Origin of the sequence: Myroides marinus, from assembly GCF_900109075.1 — a bacterium.
GTDB lineage: Bacteria > Bacteroidota > Bacteroidia > Flavobacteriales > Flavobacteriaceae > Flavobacterium > Flavobacterium marinum_A.
In genome coordinates, this window is record NZ_FNYS01000026.1 from 1 (window position 1) to 20,674 (window position 20,674).

General features: G+C 32.0%; 19 protein-coding genes and 1 pseudogene. 7 read left to right on the forward strand and 13 right to left on the reverse strand.

From position 1 onward, the window contains the following. Positions 1-86: 86 nt before the first annotated feature. Positions 87-287: pseudogene (locus BMX53_RS16820) on the reverse strand (integrase core domain-containing protein); the annotation flags it as partial. Positions 288-510: 223 nt separating this feature from the next. Between BMX53_RS16820 and BMX53_RS16825 the strand changes: the two are divergent. The 4 genes from BMX53_RS16825 (at position 511) to BMX53_RS16840 (ending at position 4,292) form a co-directional block, all read left to right on the forward strand. Continuing rightward, the gene (locus BMX53_RS16825; protein ID WP_074747863.1) at positions 511-816 is read left to right on the forward strand and encodes a helix-turn-helix domain-containing protein; all 306 of its coding nucleotides are present in this window, start codon (positions 511-513) and stop codon (positions 814-816) included. Beyond that, positions 813-2,042 carry a type II toxin-antitoxin system HipA family toxin gene (locus BMX53_RS16830; RefSeq protein ID WP_074747866.1) on the forward strand — a complete coding sequence of 410 codons (1,230 nt, stop codon included), beginning with the start codon at positions 813-815 and terminating at the stop codon, positions 2,040-2,042. The genes BMX53_RS16825 and BMX53_RS16830 overlap by 4 nt, the downstream gene beginning before the upstream one ends. Before the next feature lie 80 nt (positions 2,043-2,122). After that, complete coding sequence (locus BMX53_RS16835; protein WP_074747869.1) at positions 2,123-2,809, forward strand: hypothetical protein; 687 nt, start codon at positions 2,123-2,125, stop codon at positions 2,807-2,809. Positions 2,810-3,938: 1,129 nt separating this feature from the next. After that, entirely contained in the window at positions 3,939-4,292 is a 354-nt protein-coding gene (locus tag BMX53_RS16840) for a DUF4440 domain-containing protein (RefSeq protein WP_244154536.1), read from the forward strand. Between the two features lie 9 nt (positions 4,293-4,301). On the opposite strand, the gene BMX53_RS16845 is transcribed toward BMX53_RS16840, so the two are convergent. From BMX53_RS16845 to BMX53_RS16875, 7 genes are all read right to left on the reverse strand, one after another. Then, positions 4,302-5,048 (reverse strand): helix-turn-helix domain-containing protein, encoded by a 747-nt coding sequence (locus BMX53_RS16845; RefSeq protein ID WP_244154537.1) that lies wholly within the window; start codon positions 5,046-5,048, stop codon positions 4,302-4,304. Positions 5,049-5,309: 261 nt separating this feature from the next. After that, positions 5,310-6,623 (reverse strand): DUF4374 domain-containing protein, encoded by a 1,314-nt coding sequence (locus tag BMX53_RS16850; protein ID WP_074747871.1) that lies wholly within the window; start codon positions 6,621-6,623, stop codon positions 5,310-5,312. A 30-nt stretch (positions 6,624-6,653) separates the two neighbouring features. Beyond that, positions 6,654-8,996: a TonB-dependent receptor gene (locus tag BMX53_RS16855; RefSeq protein WP_074747873.1), complete on the reverse strand. Its 2,343-nt coding sequence runs from the start codon at positions 8,994-8,996 to the stop codon at positions 6,654-6,656. 409 nt (positions 8,997-9,405) lie between these two features. Beyond that, a complete protein-coding gene (gene rluF, locus BMX53_RS16860) occupies positions 9,406-10,338 on the reverse strand; it encodes a 23S rRNA pseudouridine(2604) synthase RluF (RefSeq protein WP_074747876.1) in 933 nt (310 codons plus the stop codon). A 46-nt stretch (positions 10,339-10,384) separates the two neighbouring features. Continuing rightward, complete coding sequence (locus BMX53_RS16865; protein ID WP_074747879.1) at positions 10,385-11,218, reverse strand: alpha/beta hydrolase family protein; 834 nt, start codon at positions 11,216-11,218, stop codon at positions 10,385-10,387. A gap of 40 nt (positions 11,219-11,258) precedes the next feature. After that, entirely contained in the window at positions 11,259-12,038 is a 780-nt protein-coding gene (locus BMX53_RS16870) for a zinc ribbon domain-containing protein (protein WP_038987100.1), read from the reverse strand. A gap of 2 nt (positions 12,039-12,040) precedes the next feature. Then, entirely contained in the window at positions 12,041-13,135 is a 1,095-nt protein-coding gene (locus BMX53_RS16875) for a Nif3-like dinuclear metal center hexameric protein (RefSeq protein ID WP_074747882.1), read from the reverse strand. Positions 13,136-13,201: 66 nt separating this feature from the next. On the opposite strand from BMX53_RS16875, the gene lpxK reads away from it, so the two are divergent. After that, positions 13,202-14,227, forward strand: a complete 1,026-nt coding sequence (gene lpxK / locus BMX53_RS16880) for a tetraacyldisaccharide 4'-kinase (RefSeq protein WP_074747885.1) — start codon at positions 13,202-13,204, stop codon at positions 14,225-14,227. Next, a complete protein-coding gene (locus BMX53_RS16885) occupies positions 14,199-15,011 on the forward strand; it encodes a purine-nucleoside phosphorylase (RefSeq protein ID WP_038987085.1) in 813 nt (270 codons plus the stop codon). The genes lpxK and BMX53_RS16885 overlap by 29 nt, the downstream gene beginning before the upstream one ends. A gap of 149 nt (positions 15,012-15,160) precedes the next feature. Here the strand turns inward: BMX53_RS16885 and BMX53_RS16890 are convergent, their stop codons facing one another. Further along, positions 15,161-16,936: a MutS-related protein gene (locus tag BMX53_RS16890; protein ID WP_074747888.1), complete on the reverse strand. Its 1,776-nt coding sequence runs from the start codon at positions 16,934-16,936 to the stop codon at positions 15,161-15,163. A gap of 198 nt (positions 16,937-17,134) precedes the next feature. Here BMX53_RS16890 and BMX53_RS16895 point away from each other — a divergent pair, with 198 nt between their 5' ends. Further along, a complete protein-coding gene (locus BMX53_RS16895) occupies positions 17,135-17,866 on the forward strand; it encodes a phytanoyl-CoA dioxygenase family protein (protein ID WP_074747892.1) in 732 nt (243 codons plus the stop codon). A gap of 62 nt (positions 17,867-17,928) precedes the next feature. On the opposite strand, the gene BMX53_RS16900 is transcribed toward BMX53_RS16895, so the two are convergent. From BMX53_RS16900 to BMX53_RS16915, 4 genes are all read right to left on the reverse strand, one after another. Beyond that, positions 17,929-18,231, reverse strand: a complete 303-nt coding sequence (locus BMX53_RS16900) for a DUF805 domain-containing protein (RefSeq protein WP_244154538.1) — start codon at positions 18,229-18,231, stop codon at positions 17,929-17,931. A gap of 117 nt (positions 18,232-18,348) precedes the next feature. Next, positions 18,349-18,765 carry a hypothetical protein gene (locus BMX53_RS16905; protein WP_038987090.1) on the reverse strand — a complete coding sequence of 139 codons (417 nt, stop codon included), beginning with the start codon at positions 18,763-18,765 and terminating at the stop codon, positions 18,349-18,351. Between the two features lie 151 nt (positions 18,766-18,916). Further along, positions 18,917-20,167, reverse strand: a complete 1,251-nt coding sequence (locus BMX53_RS16910) for a YncE family protein (RefSeq protein ID WP_074747895.1) — start codon at positions 20,165-20,167, stop codon at positions 18,917-18,919. Between the two features lie 59 nt (positions 20,168-20,226). Further along, a complete protein-coding gene (locus tag BMX53_RS16915) occupies positions 20,227-20,667 on the reverse strand; it encodes a bleomycin resistance protein (RefSeq protein WP_074747898.1) in 441 nt (146 codons plus the stop codon). Positions 20,668-20,674 lie beyond the last annotated feature (7 nt).

A 20,674-nucleotide genomic window follows, 5' to 3' on the forward strand; every position in this document is an offset into this window, starting at 1 on the left:
AACTACGATAACTTTTTAGAAGCCAGCATGCTGGCTTCTTTTTTTATGCCATATTGACAAATCTCAGGTTACATATTTTTATCGGACAACAATGTATAAATATAAATACTTTCTTTTATTAATTTTTCTAATTCTTGTTTGGTATTTGTTTTAAAGATTAAAAACTCTTGTTTTAATATTCCATTAATTCTTTCAGCTAATGCATTTTGATAGCAATCGTACCCATCTGTCATAGAAGGGGTAATATTATTTTTATTTAATAGGAGTTGATAATATTCAGAACAGAACAATTGGTATTCTTGCTTTATTTATATATAAATATAAGGATAATAAAATCTCTTTAAAAACAAGGTGTTCTGTATTGAACTGTGGCTTAATTGTAGTACCATAAGCCTATTTAAAGAGATAATAAGTTTTATCGGACACTAATTGATCATAATACTATATTTTGTATATTTGTAATACAATAGTAGTAGTTATCTTATATAAAACCATTTAAATACCATTATAATGTTATTTATATCATTATCAAAAATACAAATTAAAATAGTTGAAAGCATCCGCGATCGACGATTACAAATGGAACTGACTCAAGAAGGTTTGTCGGTAAGAGCTGGAGTAGCGTTATCAACTTTGAGAAAATTTGAACAAAAGGGGGTAATTTCTTTAGATTCATTTTTAAAAATACTGTCGGTTGTCGGCGGATTAGAAGAAATAGTTGATGCTTTGAAACCTAAGGAGCAAGATTTTAAATCTATTGACGAAGTATTAAAAACGGAGCAAAAATCAACAAGAAAACGAGGAAGTAGAAAATGAAACTAGCTGTTAAAGAAATAAAAGTAGGATTGAATTTTGGTTTTGGAATTCAACCCGTTGGACGTTTAGCAATTCGTAATAGCATTATCTATTTTGAGTATGATGAAGCTTTTTTGCTTAACAATTTAGAAATTTCTCCCATAAAGCTTCCTTTGCAAGGTGGTGTTATACAACTGCCTAAAAGTCCTTTTGAAGGTCTAGCTGGAGTTTTCAACGATAGTTTACCCGATGGTTGGGGAAGGTTACTTTTTGATCGTTTACTTCGTTCAAAAGGTATTTCTGCCTCAGATATATCTCCCCTTGATCGTTTAGCGTATGTTGGATTAAATGGTTTGGGGGCTTTAGTTTTTGAACCTGATCAAAGCCTTATTACAAACGATGAAATAATTGATTTGGATGTTTTAGCTACACAAACCAAAGAGGTTTTGGAAGGTGAATCAGAAGAAGTGATTAGAGAATTATTAGCTTTAAATGGATCTTCTGCTGGAGCAAGACCAAAAGCATTGATTGGTGTTGATTCTGAAAGAAAAAGCATAATACATGGAACTGATCAGTTAAGCGATGATTTTGAACACTGGATGGTGAAATTTCCAAATTCGCAAGATGGAATTGATGCTGGCGCAATAGAATATATCTATGCATTAATGGCTTTGGATGCTGGAATTGAAATGCCAGCTATTCATTTGTTTACTTCTCAAAAAGGTAGTGGTTATTTTGGTGTAAAACGTTTTGATAGAAATGGCAACAAATCTTTACACATGCATACAGTTAGTGGTTTGATTCATAATAATTTTAGATTTCCATCTCTTGATTATGAAGATTTATTATCATTGACAGGTGTATTAACAAAAGATATTCGTGAAGTAGAAAAGATGTTTCGACTAGCAGTTTTTAATGTCATGGCACACAATCGAGACGATCACTCAAAAAATTTTACATTTCTGATGAATGAATTTGGCCAATGGAAATTATCACCTGCTTATGATCTTACTTTTTCTAGCGGTCCAGGAGGAGAACAAAGTACAATGGTTATGGGAGAAGGACGAAATATAAGTATCAAACATCTTACTAAATTAGGTTTAGAAGCGAAGTTATCAAAAGAATTTGTAGGAAATGTTATTGAACAAACTCGTTCTGCACTTGATAAATGGATGAGTTTGTCAAAAGATTTTGGAGTTAGTAAGTCTAACATAGGGCTAATTCAAAAGGCGATTTCACAATTATAAGCAATGATACAATTGTAAAGAAGTTATATAGGATTTACTGATGCTTTAAGAATATTTGTTCATAGCTACTGGGTTTAATAATGATTTATACGTTTAATAATCCTATTAATTTAGTAGACCCTGATGGAAGATGGCCTAAACTTCCGTCTTGGAAAGAAACTAAAGCAGGATTGAAACGAGATGCACAAGGTATGTATGTTAATTCAGGAATTAAACACGCTGTGGATTGGTTTCAAGGTAAACATAAGTATAAGAGTATACCAAAATATTCAATAGAAGTGGTAGAGCCTCAATTTAATGGCTACTTACCTGACAGAGGAACATCAATATTTACTTTAAGTAGAGGTACAGGTAATGCCGATATTTCCAAGCTACAAGATAATGTAATTGAAGCTTTTAAATATGATTTACCTGAAGGGTTACAGAATACTGGAGATGCACTCTCATATGCTAGATATGCTTTAACTGCTACAGGTATTGGAGCAGAAATAGGGATTCCAGCAGCAGCAGTTGGTAGTGCTATGTCGACTATAGGGAGGGGGATTGAAGCAGGTGTTAATATAAACGACAATAAAGTAGAAAAAGCTGGTCAAAGTGCAGTATTTATGGTTGCAGGAGAGTTACTTAACACTGGTTTAAACAAAGTAATACCTGGTCCTAAAAATGATTTAGGAAAAGAAATTATTAAACAAGGAGCTGGACTTAAATTGAAAATAATCGAGAATGAGGTTAAGAAAACAAATAATCAAACAAAAGAAAATAACTGATGGGATTAATTTATTCATTATTATGTATATTAGGAGGTAGCATTTATATAATTTATTTATTAAAAAGGAAAAAGCAAGATTCTAACTCTTGGGATATATCAATGAATTTACGAGGATTTGCTGGAGGAATAATAATTGTTATTATTGGCATTGTTTTGTTTTTTAAAAATATTTAATCCCCCCAGCTGGCGCGAGCATCCTGCTCGTGCTATAATAAATAAAAAATCCCAGCCGTAAGGGAGGGCACTGAAAAAGTCCTAATATAGTATCAGAGGCTGTCCAAAAAGGTCTTAAAAAAATAAACCCAGTCTAAATAGGCGGGGTTTTTGGGTTGTTTGTCCTCAAAGAAAGTATCTTTGAGGTGCAACCAAACAAATCCAAAGGGCAAATATAATGTTCAAAACTGAAAGTTTAAAATCTCCAATCTTTATTATTTGAGACAAACTTACTATCTTACATTAGGTTATGAAATATGTCGTTGCTCGATACATTTTAATACATAAAACTAAGAGCAATATAAGTAGTATTTTGATGTATTTTTGAGATTTGGAAGCAGTTGAAATTGAAACAAGAGTTTTAACCCAATACTACTTAGAGTTAAATTTTATTATATTGATAATCATTGTTGTTTGGTAAAAATATGTAACCTGAGATTTGTCAATATCTCATAAAAAAAGAAGCCAGCATGCTGGCTTCTTTTTTTATGAGATATTTTTATCGGACAACAATGAATAAATAATAAAAAAACAGGATGTTTTAAAAACAAGTTAACTTTTTTTGAATCCTCTTTTACATTTGATTTTTATAGTGATATAAATACAAATATTTATTGTATATTATTATTTTCAATATTAGTTATAGATGAATTTAATACCCAGTCTTCTACTTAATTCAATTAATTTATCAAAACAAACACAATGGCAGAATTTAATGTCATAAAATCAAGTAAAAAAAGATGAATAGTAGCTTTTTTAATAGTTATAATTTTATTCCTATGTTGTGGAAAAGAATTAACTAATGAAAATAACCCAGAACAAATAATACCAATATTCCTTTCTACATTAGTAATGGGATTTATTTTATATTTTGGAAAAGATAGTTATCAAGGAATAAGTATAGGTAAATGACTATGGGAATTATAGTACGTGATGAAGAAGATATCTATAAAGCTCATGACTATGAATTAAAAGTAATCTTTAAAGATTCTACTCTAACACTGAAAAGAACTAAGACTAGATATCTTACAGATACTATAGCTATAGTACACGCAAGATTACAGCTTAGTAATCAGTCTGCATTAATAAACAATGAAGAACCTCAAGTACGCAACAACTTATTTATATTCGTTACTCAGCGTATCAACGATAGTTGGTATTGTATAGCGGCACAAAATGCGGAAGTCCAAAACGGTCAAGAAACCTTCATCAAAAAAGAAGATGGTGCTTATGAAGCTGTTAATTACAGTTCATTTAAAAAGAAGTAAAAACAATACTTAAGAATGCCTTTCTTTAATTTCACTAATATACTCAGAAGGCAGTACACCAGTAACCTTTTTAAAATTAATAGTAAAACGTGAATGGGAAGAGAAACCACTCTTATCTGCTAGGTGACTGATCTTATATTTTCTATAATTAGAGTTCTTCTCTATGGATTTGACTATATACCCTATGCGTAACTCATTAATATAATTAGCAAAGTCCTTTTCTTTATTCTTATTGATATAATAAGACAAATATCTAGAGTTGACACCTAACCTAGCTGACAATGAACTCAATGACATCTCTTTGTTTAGAAACATCTTACTACTCTCAAATTCTTGAATACTTTTATCTAAATAGGTAATCATTTCTTTAGATAGATATTCACTTTCGATAGCTACTTTACTTTCTATTTTACTTATCAATTCATTGATTCTACATAAACATAATCTAGAAGTAGTTACATTATTACACAGAAGAGAAAAGTAATCCTTCATTAAATACAAAAAAGTATAAACCATAATGCTATAGAATAAACTATATCTCATAAGGTTATTAGATGAGTCCCACTTTATAAAATCAAAACGACTATACAGCACACTAAGTTTAGACTCAATATTATTATCCTGCATTATAGCATAGAAGTCACTTCTGATAAACAATAAGAAAGAAGGGTGTAAAAAAGAGGATAACAATATCGACAAGCACAATATTTCTATCAGTATCCATAGAATAATAATCAAAGTAAATAAGGTATTCATATTTTTAGTTTTAATCAGTAGAGCTACAACTATAAAAATTAAGCAACTCTACTATAATGGTGGTGGGGTACAATTTGATTGTGAGTATAAAAATAGAACCTGAATTACAGAATGTAAAAATATAGAGGTGGACAATGAGGTGGACAAAACACAAAAAAACAAATAATAACCTTAAAATCAATACAATAAAAAAGAGGATATCCCAATATAGGGCATCCTCTTTCTTATTTATAAAACTATCTCAATATTATTTACTACATATTATTTATCTATATTAATTTTTCCAATAGTACCAATACTTCCATCTGCTAGATCTTTAACTTCAAGACCTTTAGTTACTTTAGCAGTTGCCAAATCTAATGTATACACAAATGATTTAGACTCTGCTGTAACAGGTAAGTACACATCTGATCCATCTACAAATGGAGCTTGAGCTACTTTTATATTTTCAGCACTTGGCAATCCTTCAACCCATTTAAACTCCCCTGTTGTACCATCAAATATGGCTAGTTTATTATATGGCGTACTTAATGAATTCCAAGCAATAGCAATATCTGCATTCATATTTAATAAGAACTTATTGTTGGCAAGCGCATATACTTTATGAACTTTATGTCCTCCTGATAACGATTCAATATCATATTGATAGTTCTTATCAAACTCTAAAGTTTTAGTATTAAACCTTAAAACAGAAGAAGGAATTGGAGAAAAAGAAGGTTTATCTTTACCTAACATAGCATTAGGAGAGAACACATAAACAAATCCATCACTTCCAGATGCAATAGTCGATATACGACTAGAACGATAACGAGCTACTGCAAAACTCATTCTATCATCTTTCACTACTTTTTCTAACTGCACTCTTTTGTTTACGTCAGTTTCGTTCTCATTAAATTTAAATACAGCTAACCACACTCTACTGCGATAAGTAGAAGTATTATCTTCCTTATCATCTTTAGTGATTTTAAAAGGTTCAATAGCCATCACAAAACGGTTGTTTCCGATATTCTCAAGACCAGCAAAGTTAGCATACTCACCCTTCTCCGCTATATTCTCAACATTAATATAAGAGGTAAAGTTTATTCCACCTGTATTTCCATCTACAAAATTAAATGCTTGTGCACGCTCTCCAGAAGTTAACTTCACTCCACCTGTAGTAGCTATCATATATTTTCCAAAGTTGGTAATAAACTCTTCTCTTGTAGGAAGATCTACAGTAGTTTGTTTATTAAGATTACCATCAGGTCTTAATAACCAACTCTGCATACCTGAAGGGTCCCCTTGACGATATTCAAATACATAAGCACGATTACCTCCATATGTAAATATTGTAGTACCTAATGCTGCTAATCCATTTCCCTTAGCTGAAATATCTCCACTTTTAAGATCATTTGTAGTTAGTAATAAATTCGTTTTAGATGCACTAGCTCCAATGATATATTTCCACTCTACTTTATTCGTTCCTTTATCTTCACCTCCGTTGTCAGTTCCTTTATCATCACTAGAACAACTAGTCATAGTGAATGCTCCAAACAACATTGCTAATGCAAATGTTGAAAAAACTCTTTTTCTCATTGTAATTGTATTTATTATAGATTAGTAATTTTAATATGTATATCTTATTTTGAACATAAAGTTTCTCCCTGGTTTCTGGAAACTATAATTGTCATAAGCTAGCTTGTCAAATAAGTTATTTGCTTCTACTGTAAGATGTATTTTGTTGTTAAACAAGCTATATGAAGCACTGATATCATGTACTGCTTGTGAAGGTATCCAGATAGGATCTGCACCTATACCTTGAAAATCATAACTGTAATGATCTATATAGCGAAGGTTATATCCTAAGTTTAGATTATTATTCTTTTTACCTAAGTCTTTAATAATTACTCCTGCATCTGCAGAACCAAAGAAATAAGGTTCATTAGGAATTCTCTCATTATAGTAAGGATTCTCCACCCCATAATCCCCTATAGTATATCTCTGTTTACTTCTAATATTCTGAGACGTTAAACTTCCTCCTACATAAAATAGGTTATTATATGTATATCTCGCTTCTACATTAATACCATAACTCTCCACTCCACCTATATTAACACTACTTGCCTTACCTCCTGAATTATAAGGATTACTGCGGATATAATCTTTAGTATCTCTGTACACAAAACCTGCATCAACAAATACAGAATGTACTTCATTTACAATACCTGAGTAACTTAGGTTTAGATTAAAGTTCTTTCCTTGTTCTGGCTTTAATCCTGTGTTTCCCCATACTAAGTCACCATCTCCAAACAATTCTGAATCAGTAGGTAGTCTGAATGTATTCTCATAAGATGCTTTTACTTGGAACTTTTTCCACAGATAAGTCGCTGCTAATCCATATCCTGTCTTATCTACCTTAGTAGTTTCACTTTGATAAGTATGTTTTATGCTATAATGCTTACCAAATAGTGATATATTAAAGTTCTCCAGAATATTATAACGATAAGACAATGCCATTATATTTTTAAAGCTATTACGCTTGATTTCACTGTTCTTTTCAGATTGAGTTTCTTTTACTGCTAGAGGATCTTCAGTCTTTCTATTGAAATAATACATTACATCATTAAAACTAAAAGAGTGTTTATCATTTAATTTATAATTCACGTTAAATGTTGTAGATCCATTGTGATCATAAAACTTCATCATAGATGGACCTCCTCCAGATTCTCCCTGTTTTAACGTCTTAATACGTTCACCAGCCCAATTATACTTATACGATGATGTATCTGTATTTTGATTATACCCTCCGTTATAATTAGAGGTTATGCTTAAGTCTAGTCTTTGTAAGAATAGGTTCTTCTTACTGTACTCAAATGAAGGCATCATAGTTACTGAACGACGCTTCTTATCTCCAAAAACTTTATCCATTATAGTTCCAGTCTGTACACCACGTTTTCCCTCTCCATACGTAAATCCAAGCATCAAGCGATCTGCATACAATTTATCTACCACTCCTACTTTAGCAACAACAGTAGCTGATTGGAATCTATCATTAAAACGTTTAACCCACTGTTTCTCTTTAGAGTAGACACCAGTATTTAAGTCAACAATAGGTACGAGTACTTTATAATTATTATCTGAGTAATTTTGAAAAGCATTTAACTGAGCTACAATACCATTGTCAAATGATTTACTAACATTTAAGTGACTTTTATATGTATTGAATGAACCTGTAGTAAAAGAAGCGTCTAGTTTGGTCTCTTTTGATTTATTAGTAATTATATTGACAACACCTCCTAAGGCATCAGATCCAAATTCTACAGGTACTACTCCTTTATACACTTCGATACGGTCTACCATTGTTATAGGTAGATTATTAATTTTAAACTCACTACCAAAGCCTTCCATAGGCACACCATCTATAAAGAAACGGATGTGTTTACCACTGAATCCATTCATTGAGAAATTATAATCAGAACCTTCACCACCGTCCTTTCTAACTTTAACTCCTGATACTCTATCTAAAGCACCAGCTACATCAAGTGAGGTATTATATAATGGTTTGGCATCAATAGCAATAACATTGTACGCTGTCTCTCTAACTTTCTCAATTGGTTGTTTTACCTTTAAGACAACATTGTCTAAGAATGAATTATCTGTTTCTAGTACAAAATTGTGCACTGCAGTATCTCCTTCATTTAATTCGATTGAATATTCTTTTGCTTCGAAACTAATATGTTGAACTAGTAGTTTATACTTCCCAGCCTTATTTGTCTTAATCTTATATACTCCTTGCTCATTAGTTAACTCGCTGTGTTGAGTATTCAATAAACTTACTGTTGCGTAGTCAATAGGTTTGCCTTTTGCATCTTTTACCACTCCAGAAATAATGATTGGTTTTTCATGACCAAAGGCATTAAACATAAAGACGTTAAAAAACACAAAGAATAATAGTAATTGTTTTTTCATTGTTCAAAGAACTTAAGTTGTGTTATTATTTAATTATTTAGACCGATTATAAATACATTGCAAATATATTCAGTTAATAATCAAACAAACAAATAACTTAGAATCATTTTAAACAACGAGTAACATAAAGACAATATATGTCATAAGAATATCCTAATTATTACACAATAATACAATCCTAATACAACCATAACATCACTATAATTATCACTTTATATATTAAAACAAAAAAAGTCAGAACTACTCATAATTCTGACTTTATACCAAAAAAACTACACTTTATATACAATCTATCTAAATAACGATATTTAAAAAGAGCATTTAGTACTAAAAAAGTTTACTAATTCCTTATTAAACTAAAACATTCTAGACTATAAGTTAAGATAAGAGCAAAAAAAAAGAGCTATCACTAGCTCTCTCTTCTTCTATTTCTCAATCTTTCGTTCTTAACTTCTTTAGGTTTATTAACGCTATTATTTCGTTCTCTGTCAAAGTTTTTCTTAGGTCTTCTATCATCTCTAGATGTTTGACCACGTCTCCCATCTCGTCCACTATCTCTACCAAAAGTCATTCTACGACGAATACTTTGTTGGCTCTCTTCATTACTATTTAAACTAGCTTCTTCAGTCATAACAGATGGCTCTATTAAGCGATTAAGCTCGTCTAATTCAGCTTTAGTCAAATCTCTATATTTACCTACAGGTACATCTAGCGAAATATTAATAATACGGATACGTTTAAGTGCAACTACATCATAATCAAAATATTCACACATACGACGAATCTGCCTATTCAATCCTTGAGTCAAGAATATCCTAAATACAGTCTTACTAATTTGTTCTATTCTACACTTTTTAGTTACAGTATCTAAGATAGGTACTCCAGCTCCCATACGTTGAATAAAACGCTCAGTAATGGGTTTATTTACAGTAACGATGTATTCCTTCTCATGGTTATTCTTCTGGCGTAAAATCTTATTAACGATATCACCATCATTAGTCATAAGAATTAACCCTTCACTGTCTTTATCTAATCTACCTACAGGAAAAATACGAGTCGGGTAATTGATATAATCCACGATATTATCACGTACAGTTGTATTAGTAGTACATTCAATGCCTACTGGTTTATAGAAAGCTAGATATACATTCTCTTCTTCTTTATTTACGATTAACTCACCATTAACGCGTATTTCATCATCCTCAGTAACTTTAGTACCCATTTCTGGAACAGCACCATTCACAGTTACTCTTCCTTCATCTATTAATCTATCAGCTTCTCTACGTGAACAGTAACCTACTTCTGACAAATATTTATTTAAACGTGTTTGTGTTTTTTCCATAATACAAAATTAGCTAATTTATTAGCTACAAAACAATGCTTTACTTCTACTTCTCCTTAAAATAATTCAATACCTTTTGAAAGACAATTGGATCTTGCATAGAATGACCTAAATCATCTGTATAGAATACTTCTATTCCCTTTTCTTTAGCGATGTTATGAAATGTTATACATTCTTTTAATTCCACTATTACATCACTTCTATCATGTATAATCAAAACATCATTAGAAACTTTCTGTATAAATTGATTACTGACATAATCACTTAAACTCATATGAATTAATGATTCTAAAAACGCATTAAGGCTTTTTACTAAAGTAGTACGATAGCCTAACATTCCAACATAATTATCAATAACTACCTGAAAACGGTCTAAACATCCCATTAATACAACTTTCTCTATAAAAGGATAACTACGTTGAGCCAATTGATATAGTAAGGCAAAAGAACTTAAAGAATGTGATACTACATAATTAGGTTGATATGTAGATAAACAATAGTCAATTAAACGTGAATAATCTATTACACTTAAATTCTTTCCATCACTCAAGCCTAATCCCATAGAATCAACACAGATATATTGATACCCATCACCTAAGTAATCAATCATTTGTTCCCAACGATTAGCATTACTCTCCCAACCGTGAAACAACATTACAAGTGGAAGATCAGTACGCTCACTATTCCATTGATAACATTGTATTTCTAAATCATTAAAAACAAAACTACTGCGCTTAGACTGTGATAAAAAAAGAGGTACCTGATTCTTCTTTATTTTCCCAGTACGAGGTGTAGAAAAAAGTTTATATGCAATATCCCTCGCCTTCGTCAGTGAAAACAGCGACAACACATTAATTAATAAACCAATTCCTTTAATCATACTACATAAAAAAAGCCTCTCTGTGAGAGGCTTTTTGATATTATAATTTAGCTATGATAGCTTCAATTTTTTCTCTTTCTTCTTCTGCTAATGCACTATCAACTAAGATACGTCCACTGTGCTCATCCGTAATAATTTTCTTACGAGCAGCAATCTCTACCTGAGTTTGTGGTGGAATAGTGAAGTATGAACCTCCTGAAGCACCACGCTCAATAGAAACAACAGCTAAACCATTGCGAACACCATTTCTAATTCTAGTATAAGCTACTAATAAACGATCTTCGATATCTTGTTTAAACTCATCTGATTTTTCTAACAATATTTTCTCTTCACGTTCAGTTTCAGACATAATACTGTTTAATTCAGCTTCTTTATGTCCTAAGTGTTCTTTTCTTGAAGCTAACTTACTCTCAGTCTCAGCAATTGAAGTTTTCTTATGCTCGATACTTGCTTTCATCTCTTTGATTTGTTTCTCAGCAAGTTCGATTTCTAAGTTTTGGAATTCAATTTCTTTCTCTAAAGAGTTGTATTCTCTATTATTTTTAACTTCATTTTGTTGCTCAGTATATTTTGTGATAGCAACCTTGAATTCTTCAATAGAAGACTTCTTGTCTTTGATACCAGCTTCGATATTACTTAAGTCTATGTTTAATTTCTCTAAACGCTTGTTCAGTCCAGCAACCTCATCTTGTAGATCTTCAACTTCAAGAGGCAATTCCCCTCTCATATTTCTGATTTCGTCAATTCTTGAGTCAATCAATTGCAGGTCATAAAGTGCTCTTAACTTCTCTTCAACGGTTAATTCTTTTTTCTTTGTCATCATTATAAGTAGTTAACTGGATTCGTATTTACTGTTGATAAAATAACTGCAAAAGTAGTTATTTTTTTTGAAAGAAACTCAGTTATATAATTTTTTGTATACCTTTCACTTTCAAAATGTCCTATATCAGCTAAAACAATTTGATTTTCAGCCTGATAAAACTCGTGATATTTCAAGTCTGATGTAATATAAGCATCAGCTTTTTGAGCTAAAGCAGCACCTATTGCAAAACTCCCAGAACCTCCTAATACCGCTACACGCTTTATTTCTTTTCCTAACAAAGCACTGTGTCTAATCCCTCCAGTCCCTGTTTTTGCTTTCACCATTTGTAAAAAGTCTATCTCGTCCATTGCTTCCTCCAGTTCTCCTATCATTCCCATTCCTACATTCTGAAGTTTGTTTTCTAAGTTATAGATTTCATAAGCCTTCTCCTCATAATAATCTAGAGCAAACAAAGCTTTAAGTATCTTCCCTTGTAAGTGTTTCTCAAAAATTACCTCAACCTTAACCTCTTCTACTTCTTCATAATTTAAAGCTGTTCCTATTACAGGATTACTACTCTCATTTCCTCTAAAACTACCTGTTCCTTCTGAAGTAAAGCTACATAAGTCATAGTTACCTATCGCTCCTGCTCCGGCGTTAAACAAAGCTTGTCTCACATCATTCGCTTTATTCTTTGGTGCATAAGTAACTAACTTCTGAATATAACTCTCTTTTGGTATTAATATACGAGTATTAGTCAATCCTAAAGTATTACAGAAAATCTTATTCACTCCCTCTTGATGATTGTCTAATGCTGTATGTATAGCATAGATAGCTATATCATTTTTAATTGCTTTAATTACAGCTCGCTCTACATAATTCTTCCCCGTAATCCTTTTCATTCCAGAAAATATAATAGGATGAAAACACACCACCATATTACACTTCTTCTCTATTGCCTCATCTATTACAGCCTCTAAAGCATCGTGACACACTAAAATACCTGTAATATCTAAATCGTAATCTCCTACTAATAAACCAACATTATCAAATCCTTCTGCATAAGATAATGGTGTCATTTCTTCTAAAATAGGGATAACTTCTTTTAACTTCATTTCTAATAATTTTGAACAGTAATGTATATATTTTCTCAAAGATAAAAAAATTGGTAATTTCGTATTATGGATTTACTGCGAAAATTACTTTTCCCTTTTGCTATCTTATACGGTGGCATTACTTCAGTGCGAAACTACCTTTATTTTATAAATGTATTTAAACGTACTTCTTTTACTACACCTACTATAGTAGTAGGTAATCTTAGTGTAGGTGGCACAGGCAAGACTCCTATGGTAGAATATATCATACGCCTTCTTAAAGATCAATATAAAATAGCCACTCTTAGTAGAGGATACAAACGTAAAAGTGAAGGTTTCTTCTTAGCTGATGCTGATACAACAATGGAACAGATAGGTGACGAACCATTTCAATATCATCATAAATTTAACAATATAAGCGTTGCTGTAGATGCTAAGAGAGTGAATGGTATTGAGAACATTCTTAAACTTAGAAAAGATACTCAAGCTATAGTTTTAGATGACGCATACCAGCATCTAGCTGTCAAAGGAGGTTTTAATATATTACTGACTACCTATGATGAGCCTTATTATTCTGACTATATGCTCCCTACTGGTAACTTAAGAGAGAGCCGCAAAGGAGCCAAAAGAGCAGATATAATAATTGTAACTAAGTGCCCGAAAGACTTATCTACTGATAATCAAAGCACTATTGTTAAAAAATTAAATTTAAAACCGGGACAATTGTCTTTTTTTACGTATATTGAATTCAGTAAACTTGCATATACAAATTGCGATTCTATCTCAGTAGAAGAATTAAAAAAAGAAGAATATATATTGGTTGCTGGTATTGCTAAACCACAAAGTTTTTTTGATCACCTAAAAAGTGAGAAAACAACTTGTTTAACATTTCCTGACCATCATCATTTTTCAACTGCTGATATTGAATTAATTTTGAATAAGGCAAAAGAGAATAAGATCATTACAACAGAGAAAGATTATGTCCGCTTAAATGGACTAATTCCCTCGAACAAATTATATTATTTACCAATTCAAACCTCCTTCTTAAATAACAGTGAGGAGTTTGACAAAACAATTTTAGACTATGTGGGATCAAGTACAAGAAACGGTTAAGTATTTAATTGAGAAAACACAATTCAAACCTGAAATAGGTATTGTTTTAGGTTCAGGACTAGGAAACCTTACTGCTGATATTACTATCGAGCACGAAATTCCTTACTCAGACATTCCTAACTTCCCTGTATCAACAGTACAAGGACATAAAGGAGCCTTAATCTTCGGAACTATTGGTAATAAAAAGATCGTTGCAATGCAAGGTCGTTTCCATTACTACGAAGGATATGAAATGGCTAAAACAGTATTCCCTATTCGCGTAATGAAATACTTAGGAGTAGAAACTCTTATTGTATCTAACGCTTCAGGAGGTGTTAACCCTTCTTTTAAAGTAGGAGATATCATGATTATCACTGACCATATCAACGCATTCCCTGATCATCCTTTAAGAGGACATAATGATGAGCGTTTCGGACCTCGTTTCGTAAACATGAATGACGCTTACACTGGTTCTATAATCAAAAAAGCACAAGAAATAGCTAAAGCTAAAAACTTTGATATCAAACAAGGAGTTTACTACGGACTACAAGGTCCTACTTTCGAAACTCTTGCTGAGTATAAGATGGTACGTATCGTAGGAGCTGACTGTGTAGGTATGTCTACTGTACCAGAAGTAATCGTGGCTCGCCACATGGATATGAAAGTATTCGGTATCTCTGTTATCTCTGATATGGGTAACGAAGAAGGTATCGTAGAAGCTCACCACGAAGATGTACTTAAAGCTGTAGGTGCTGCAGAGCCTATCGCTCGTGAGCTTATTAATGAGTTAATTAAGACTATGTAATTAGTTTTTCTTATAATGTAATTTTTAGAGATACTTCAATAAAGAAGTATCTCTTTTTTTATGTCCTATACTACTATTAATCAAATAGCTTTGAGCATAAAAAAAGAGTCACTCTCGTGACTCTTCGTTTATTATATCGTAAATATAGATTAATCTATAATCTCCATTTTTCTCATAATGAATGTAGCATTCTTATTCTGACACACACCATCTCTTATCTTATAGTCAAAGTGTAAATCATCTTCTTTAATCTCTACTTCAAAACATTTATTGATCAGTATATCTGGGAATTTATTAGTAGTCTCACATACCTCTAAATCATGAGTAGCAATCACACCATACGTATTCTCTCTAATTAATTTATGTATCACTCCTATTGTTCCACTTTGTTTATCATCAGAGTTCGTTCCTCTTAATATCTCATCTAGTAATACAAAACAAGACTCTTCTCTGACCTGTTCTATAATCATTTTAAGCCTCTTTACCTCTGCGTAGAAGTAAGACTCACTATCTTCTAATGAATCCGTTAAACGCATCGAAACAAACAAAGGCAATGGAAAGAAACTAGCTTTAGTCGCACAGATAGGAGCTCCTATACCTGCTAATACGAGATTAACACCAATCGTACGTAAGAAAGTACTCTTACCCGACATATTAGATCCTGTAAGGATTACAAAACGTTGGTTGCTAAAGTCAATATCATTACACACCCTTTTCTTTTCATTCAGTAGAGGATGTCCCAAGTTTGTAAAACTCATATTTCCTTCTTCACTTATTACTGGAAAAGTATAATATCTATTGTTATAAGAGAAATTCGCCAATGAATTTAGCGCTTCTACTTCTCCAATAATCTCTATAGACTTAGGCACTAGATGTCCTTTTTCTTTCTTCCAATCTAGGAATTTGTACAAAGCATGTACGTGATATTGTATAAATCCATTGAATACTACCATCACAAAGATATTCGCTACTGTCTCTAATTGTTCGAATAGCCTAGATAATTCTTTTAGTTCCTTGCTTGCCTGAAACGAGTCTTTATTTAATTCACTGATATAAGACTTCATCTTTTCTGTTGCGAAACTCTCCTTCTCTATACGTTTTATAATAGCACTACAACTCTCTATAGTCTCATGTATTTTATCTGCTCCCCCTAACTCTCTCTGTATATACTTAATATGAGATAGTGTCATAATTAGGTTTATTGAGAATAATGAAGAAATTACATACCCCATCGCTTCGATATCTAATAAGAAATAAAGTACAATAGCAACACCTAATAGTATCGGAAGGATATAACTTAATAATCTAGTAAACTTACTAATAGTCAATACCTCTGTCTCACTCCACTTCTTTAAGCGCTGATAAGATTTATCATCTAGATTAGCCAGCTTACTATAAGCATTAATCTCATGTCTCCACTCTATCTTTTGTGATAATTCCTTTACAGCCTCTTGATTCTCTAATATTTCCTTAGCAGATAACTTTCCTTTTAATAGATCAGCTAATTTCTGTTTTCCTATAAATGTAGCTGTTCTATTCAGATATTGATAAAGTGATTTATAACCAAAAATATCTAAATCAAAAGCATAGGGATGTTCTGTAGTTTTAAATTCACTACCATCTTCAAATGGTCTCTCATCTTTCTCTAAAAAAGAAAGTTCATCTCTATTAACATCCTTAAGAGCTTGCACATAACGCATTCTCCATGAATAGCCTACATGTATTCTCAGTAATATCAAGAACGCGATTACTGCCCCTCCAACAATGTATAAATAAAAAGTATCAGCATTAGCTAAGGCCAAATAGAAAAAATATATAATAGCAAGGAAAACTAATAATCGTATCGCTCCTACTAATTTATACTTACTACGTATCGCATTATATTGAGTATTAAACAGTAACTGTCTTTTTTGATATATTTCCATTAGTTGTTAATTGTTTTGAGTATTCTCAAAAAGGTGATTCCAACAAATATACATTAATATAAATATCTTATTTCCCTATTTGAGTTATAATATTGAAAAGAGATTGTGAAAAATGGAGAGATTGTATTGACGTAAAAAAAGAATATCTATTATCAACACTACATTATTATCTTAGTACAATATTCTAAACCTAGCAGCATGCAAAATGACTTCGAATTAAACAGCTATCTATATATACCTAACTTTTTTACAGAAGAAGAACTAAAACAGATAGAACCTATATTAGAAAAGTTTCACCAACAATGGTTAAACGAATTTAACCAATACTTTAAAGAAGGACTTATTAATAGCCATAGCCTTACCAGTAGTACTTACTTAACGAAAGAAGAACGCTTTCAGTTATTTCAATTTATTACAGCCAAAAAGCTAATTGATATCGTTACTACAATCTTTCCTAATAAAGCTAAATTCTTAAACACTCAACTATTCTTTGATCCATATAATAAAGAACAAAAGAACTATTGGCATAGAGATATTCAATATACAGGTTTAAGCATAGAAGATCAGAAAGAAAGTATTAAAACTCAAAATGTAGTACACTTCAGAATTCCACTCAAAAAAGAAGAGGGAATAGAATTAATTCCAGGTACACATCGTCAATGGGATCTACCAATAGAAGAAGAAACAAGACTATCTATTAATGATAGAAAGCCAAGTGATGCACTTAAACGAGGAAAAACAATTAGCCTAAACAGAGGTGACTTATTACTATTCTCTGCTAATAGTATACATAGAGGGTTATACGGATATGAACGCTTCTCATTTGACATTATCTATTGTGATGATATACCAGAATTTAATGCCTTTATCGACCCCAAAAATCAACCTAATAAACAAGAGTTAACACTATTAGATAATAGAGTATTCTAATTAACCTACTCACTTAATTACACCTTTTTTGAAGATATAATTAAGTGAGTACATTTACGCTTTTACTCAGCAGTTACTTTATTCTCTACTTTCTTGTCTTTGCTAACCATTAATAGCCAGGTGCGAACACTAAACTGATCCCAACCTGTTTTACCTAAGTCACGACAACGTTTTGTCCCTTTTCCAAAAAGGAAAACATGTAGTCCACTAAATACTATAAGAAATAAGATAGCAAAGAAGACACCACTTAATCTTGAGAAGATAAACAAGACTAGAAACAATAGAACAAAGTAAGTAATTAAACTTACGATATATGCTCTTCTATTAATCGTTCCTTTATAAGATAATGCTTCTTTAATCACCACTTTACAATTTATTTTTAAGAGTCAAATTTAATCAAAATCTTCTGTACAAAAACAGAAAATTATTTCAACAATTATAAAATAGAAAAGGCTGTGAATTGATCACAGCCTTTTCTATTTTTATTTCGTAATAACTACTATTCCAAAAGCTCCTCCTCTGGAGCCATACATAACATCTGTCTGTTTCGACTTCTCATAGCGTATCTCTTTTACATCTTCAATCTTCAGTGTTGCTAAATCTTTTGACTTAATAAAAGTATTACCATCACCTCCAGCTTTCTTATCTACTAATAACACACTATAGTCTCCTGATTCTACTAGAGGCATTGCCCCTTTATGATAAAGCTTACATGTATTGATATACAAATCTTCTACATACTGCTGTAACGTCACTTTATTATTAGGATTTATATCCGAAATATTTTGAAATGCAGTTGGTAAACTATCTTTAACAACTGTATTTTTTTCTTGTGGATCTTGTGCAAAACTAATAGCACTAATACCTAGTGCTACTACTATATATCGTAATTTATTCATTGGTTGAGAGAGTGAAATTATAAACCTCTAATTTACTCCTTCTAATCTTAAAATAAAGATAAATGTAAGCCTCTAAATGCTAATAAATAAAACACAAAAACTAATTATAAAATTATCAGAATAGCTTTACAACTCTATTTCACAATACGATCTACCACACTAATACCTTCTCCTCATTCTTCCATATTAATAAACGGAAGTCTTCATAAATGTTAGCCGTCCCGATAGTATGTGTATCTCTTACTGCTTTATTTAAGGTAAGTTTATGTAATATTCCTGCATGAGTACCTACATATAGTGTTTGCTCATCACCAGATAATACCATTCCACTAATCGTAGACCCTAAGAAGTGTTGCCACAACTCTCTTCCCTCTTTATGTATAGCTCTAATATAGCCATAAGCATCTCCTAAAATGTAATAATCGTTAAGCGACACTCCCGCATACACACGCATTCCTTCATCCAAGTAAGTAATATCCTTATGCTCTTCCCATCCTGGAATATTAGCACCCTGTAATTTATCTGTATCTACTCCTATCGATATTCCATTGTAAAAGTGGCATGAATTAGTCAACAACTGTTTATCATCCTTGCTAAACAAACAATAATGTGGATATGAAGACTGCGGACCTACTTCTCCTATTTTATGTCCATTCGCATCAAATATCAGGTAATCACTACCCTGATCTCCTACTACAATATATTCATTATCATAAGATAGTGTTGCGTTCTCCATATCTATTTGTGTACCATAATCATCATCGTCTTCCTCCTCTGGTTCTGGATGTAACAATTGCACTTGATTTGGATATAACAAATAAATACCTTCTGAAGAAATAAACAATACTTTCTGTCCATCATTAAATGGAATAAGCCTTGTAATTCCCGTATTTACTAAATTCTCTAAATGAAACTCTCCAATCACTTCTCCATCCCATCCTCTTCGAGTTACTATTTTGTCAGCATAAGCTATTGCATATACCTTACTCTGCATAGACTGTCCTATACTTCTAATTTCTTTATCTAAAGCAGTAAGTACTGTTCCTTCTGCTACATACGCCTGTCTACTCTCATAATAAGTACCTTGCATAAAAGCGATTACATCTTCAGATATATAACACAAATCTCCAATATATCCACCCTGTTCATCCAGCATAGACACTATAGGAGCATGCGCAGGTGGAAACTCCTTTCTAAACTGTTCTACTGCTCCATTAGCATTAGCTTCCCTTAATAACTCGATTACCTCCTTTGCTATTTTACCTCTTTTATCTTCTGCTTCCTCTCCTTCCCATTTATCCCATCCATGTTCAGTTCCGAAGGCAACCATCTCATTAATAGCCTTTGCATACTTTTCTCCTTTTTTATACCACTTATGTTGTAACTCTTCTCTTGTTTTCATACTTGTTGTTTTATTTCTGTAGCTAAAATAACTACTTATTTCATCTCCAATCAATAGCTTTATTCAGCTACTTTTCGCTCTCCTAAATTCTCTATCAAACGCAATAGATAACCATCAGGATCTTGTACCAAGAACTGCTTTTGTCCAAACTCCACATCATCTGCTCTATACCAACGTTCTTCTACATCAATAAACAGTTTATACCTTACTTCTTTTAATCGCTTTAAAATAGGTTCTACAGCCTCTACCTCTATCTGAAAATTAATACCACGTCCATAAGGCTTTTCCATAACACCTGTCTCCCATTCTCTATCGTGGGAGTTATACTGTTCTAGCATTACCTGAGCTTCTCCTAATCCTAGATAAGCAAAGTAATCTTCTTTTCTATCATACATTACTTTAAAACCTATGTACTCACACCAAAATCTTAAACTCTCTTCTATATTAGACACTACAAACTCTGGAACCAAAGCTGCCCACTTTATATCTTCACTTCTCATATTATTT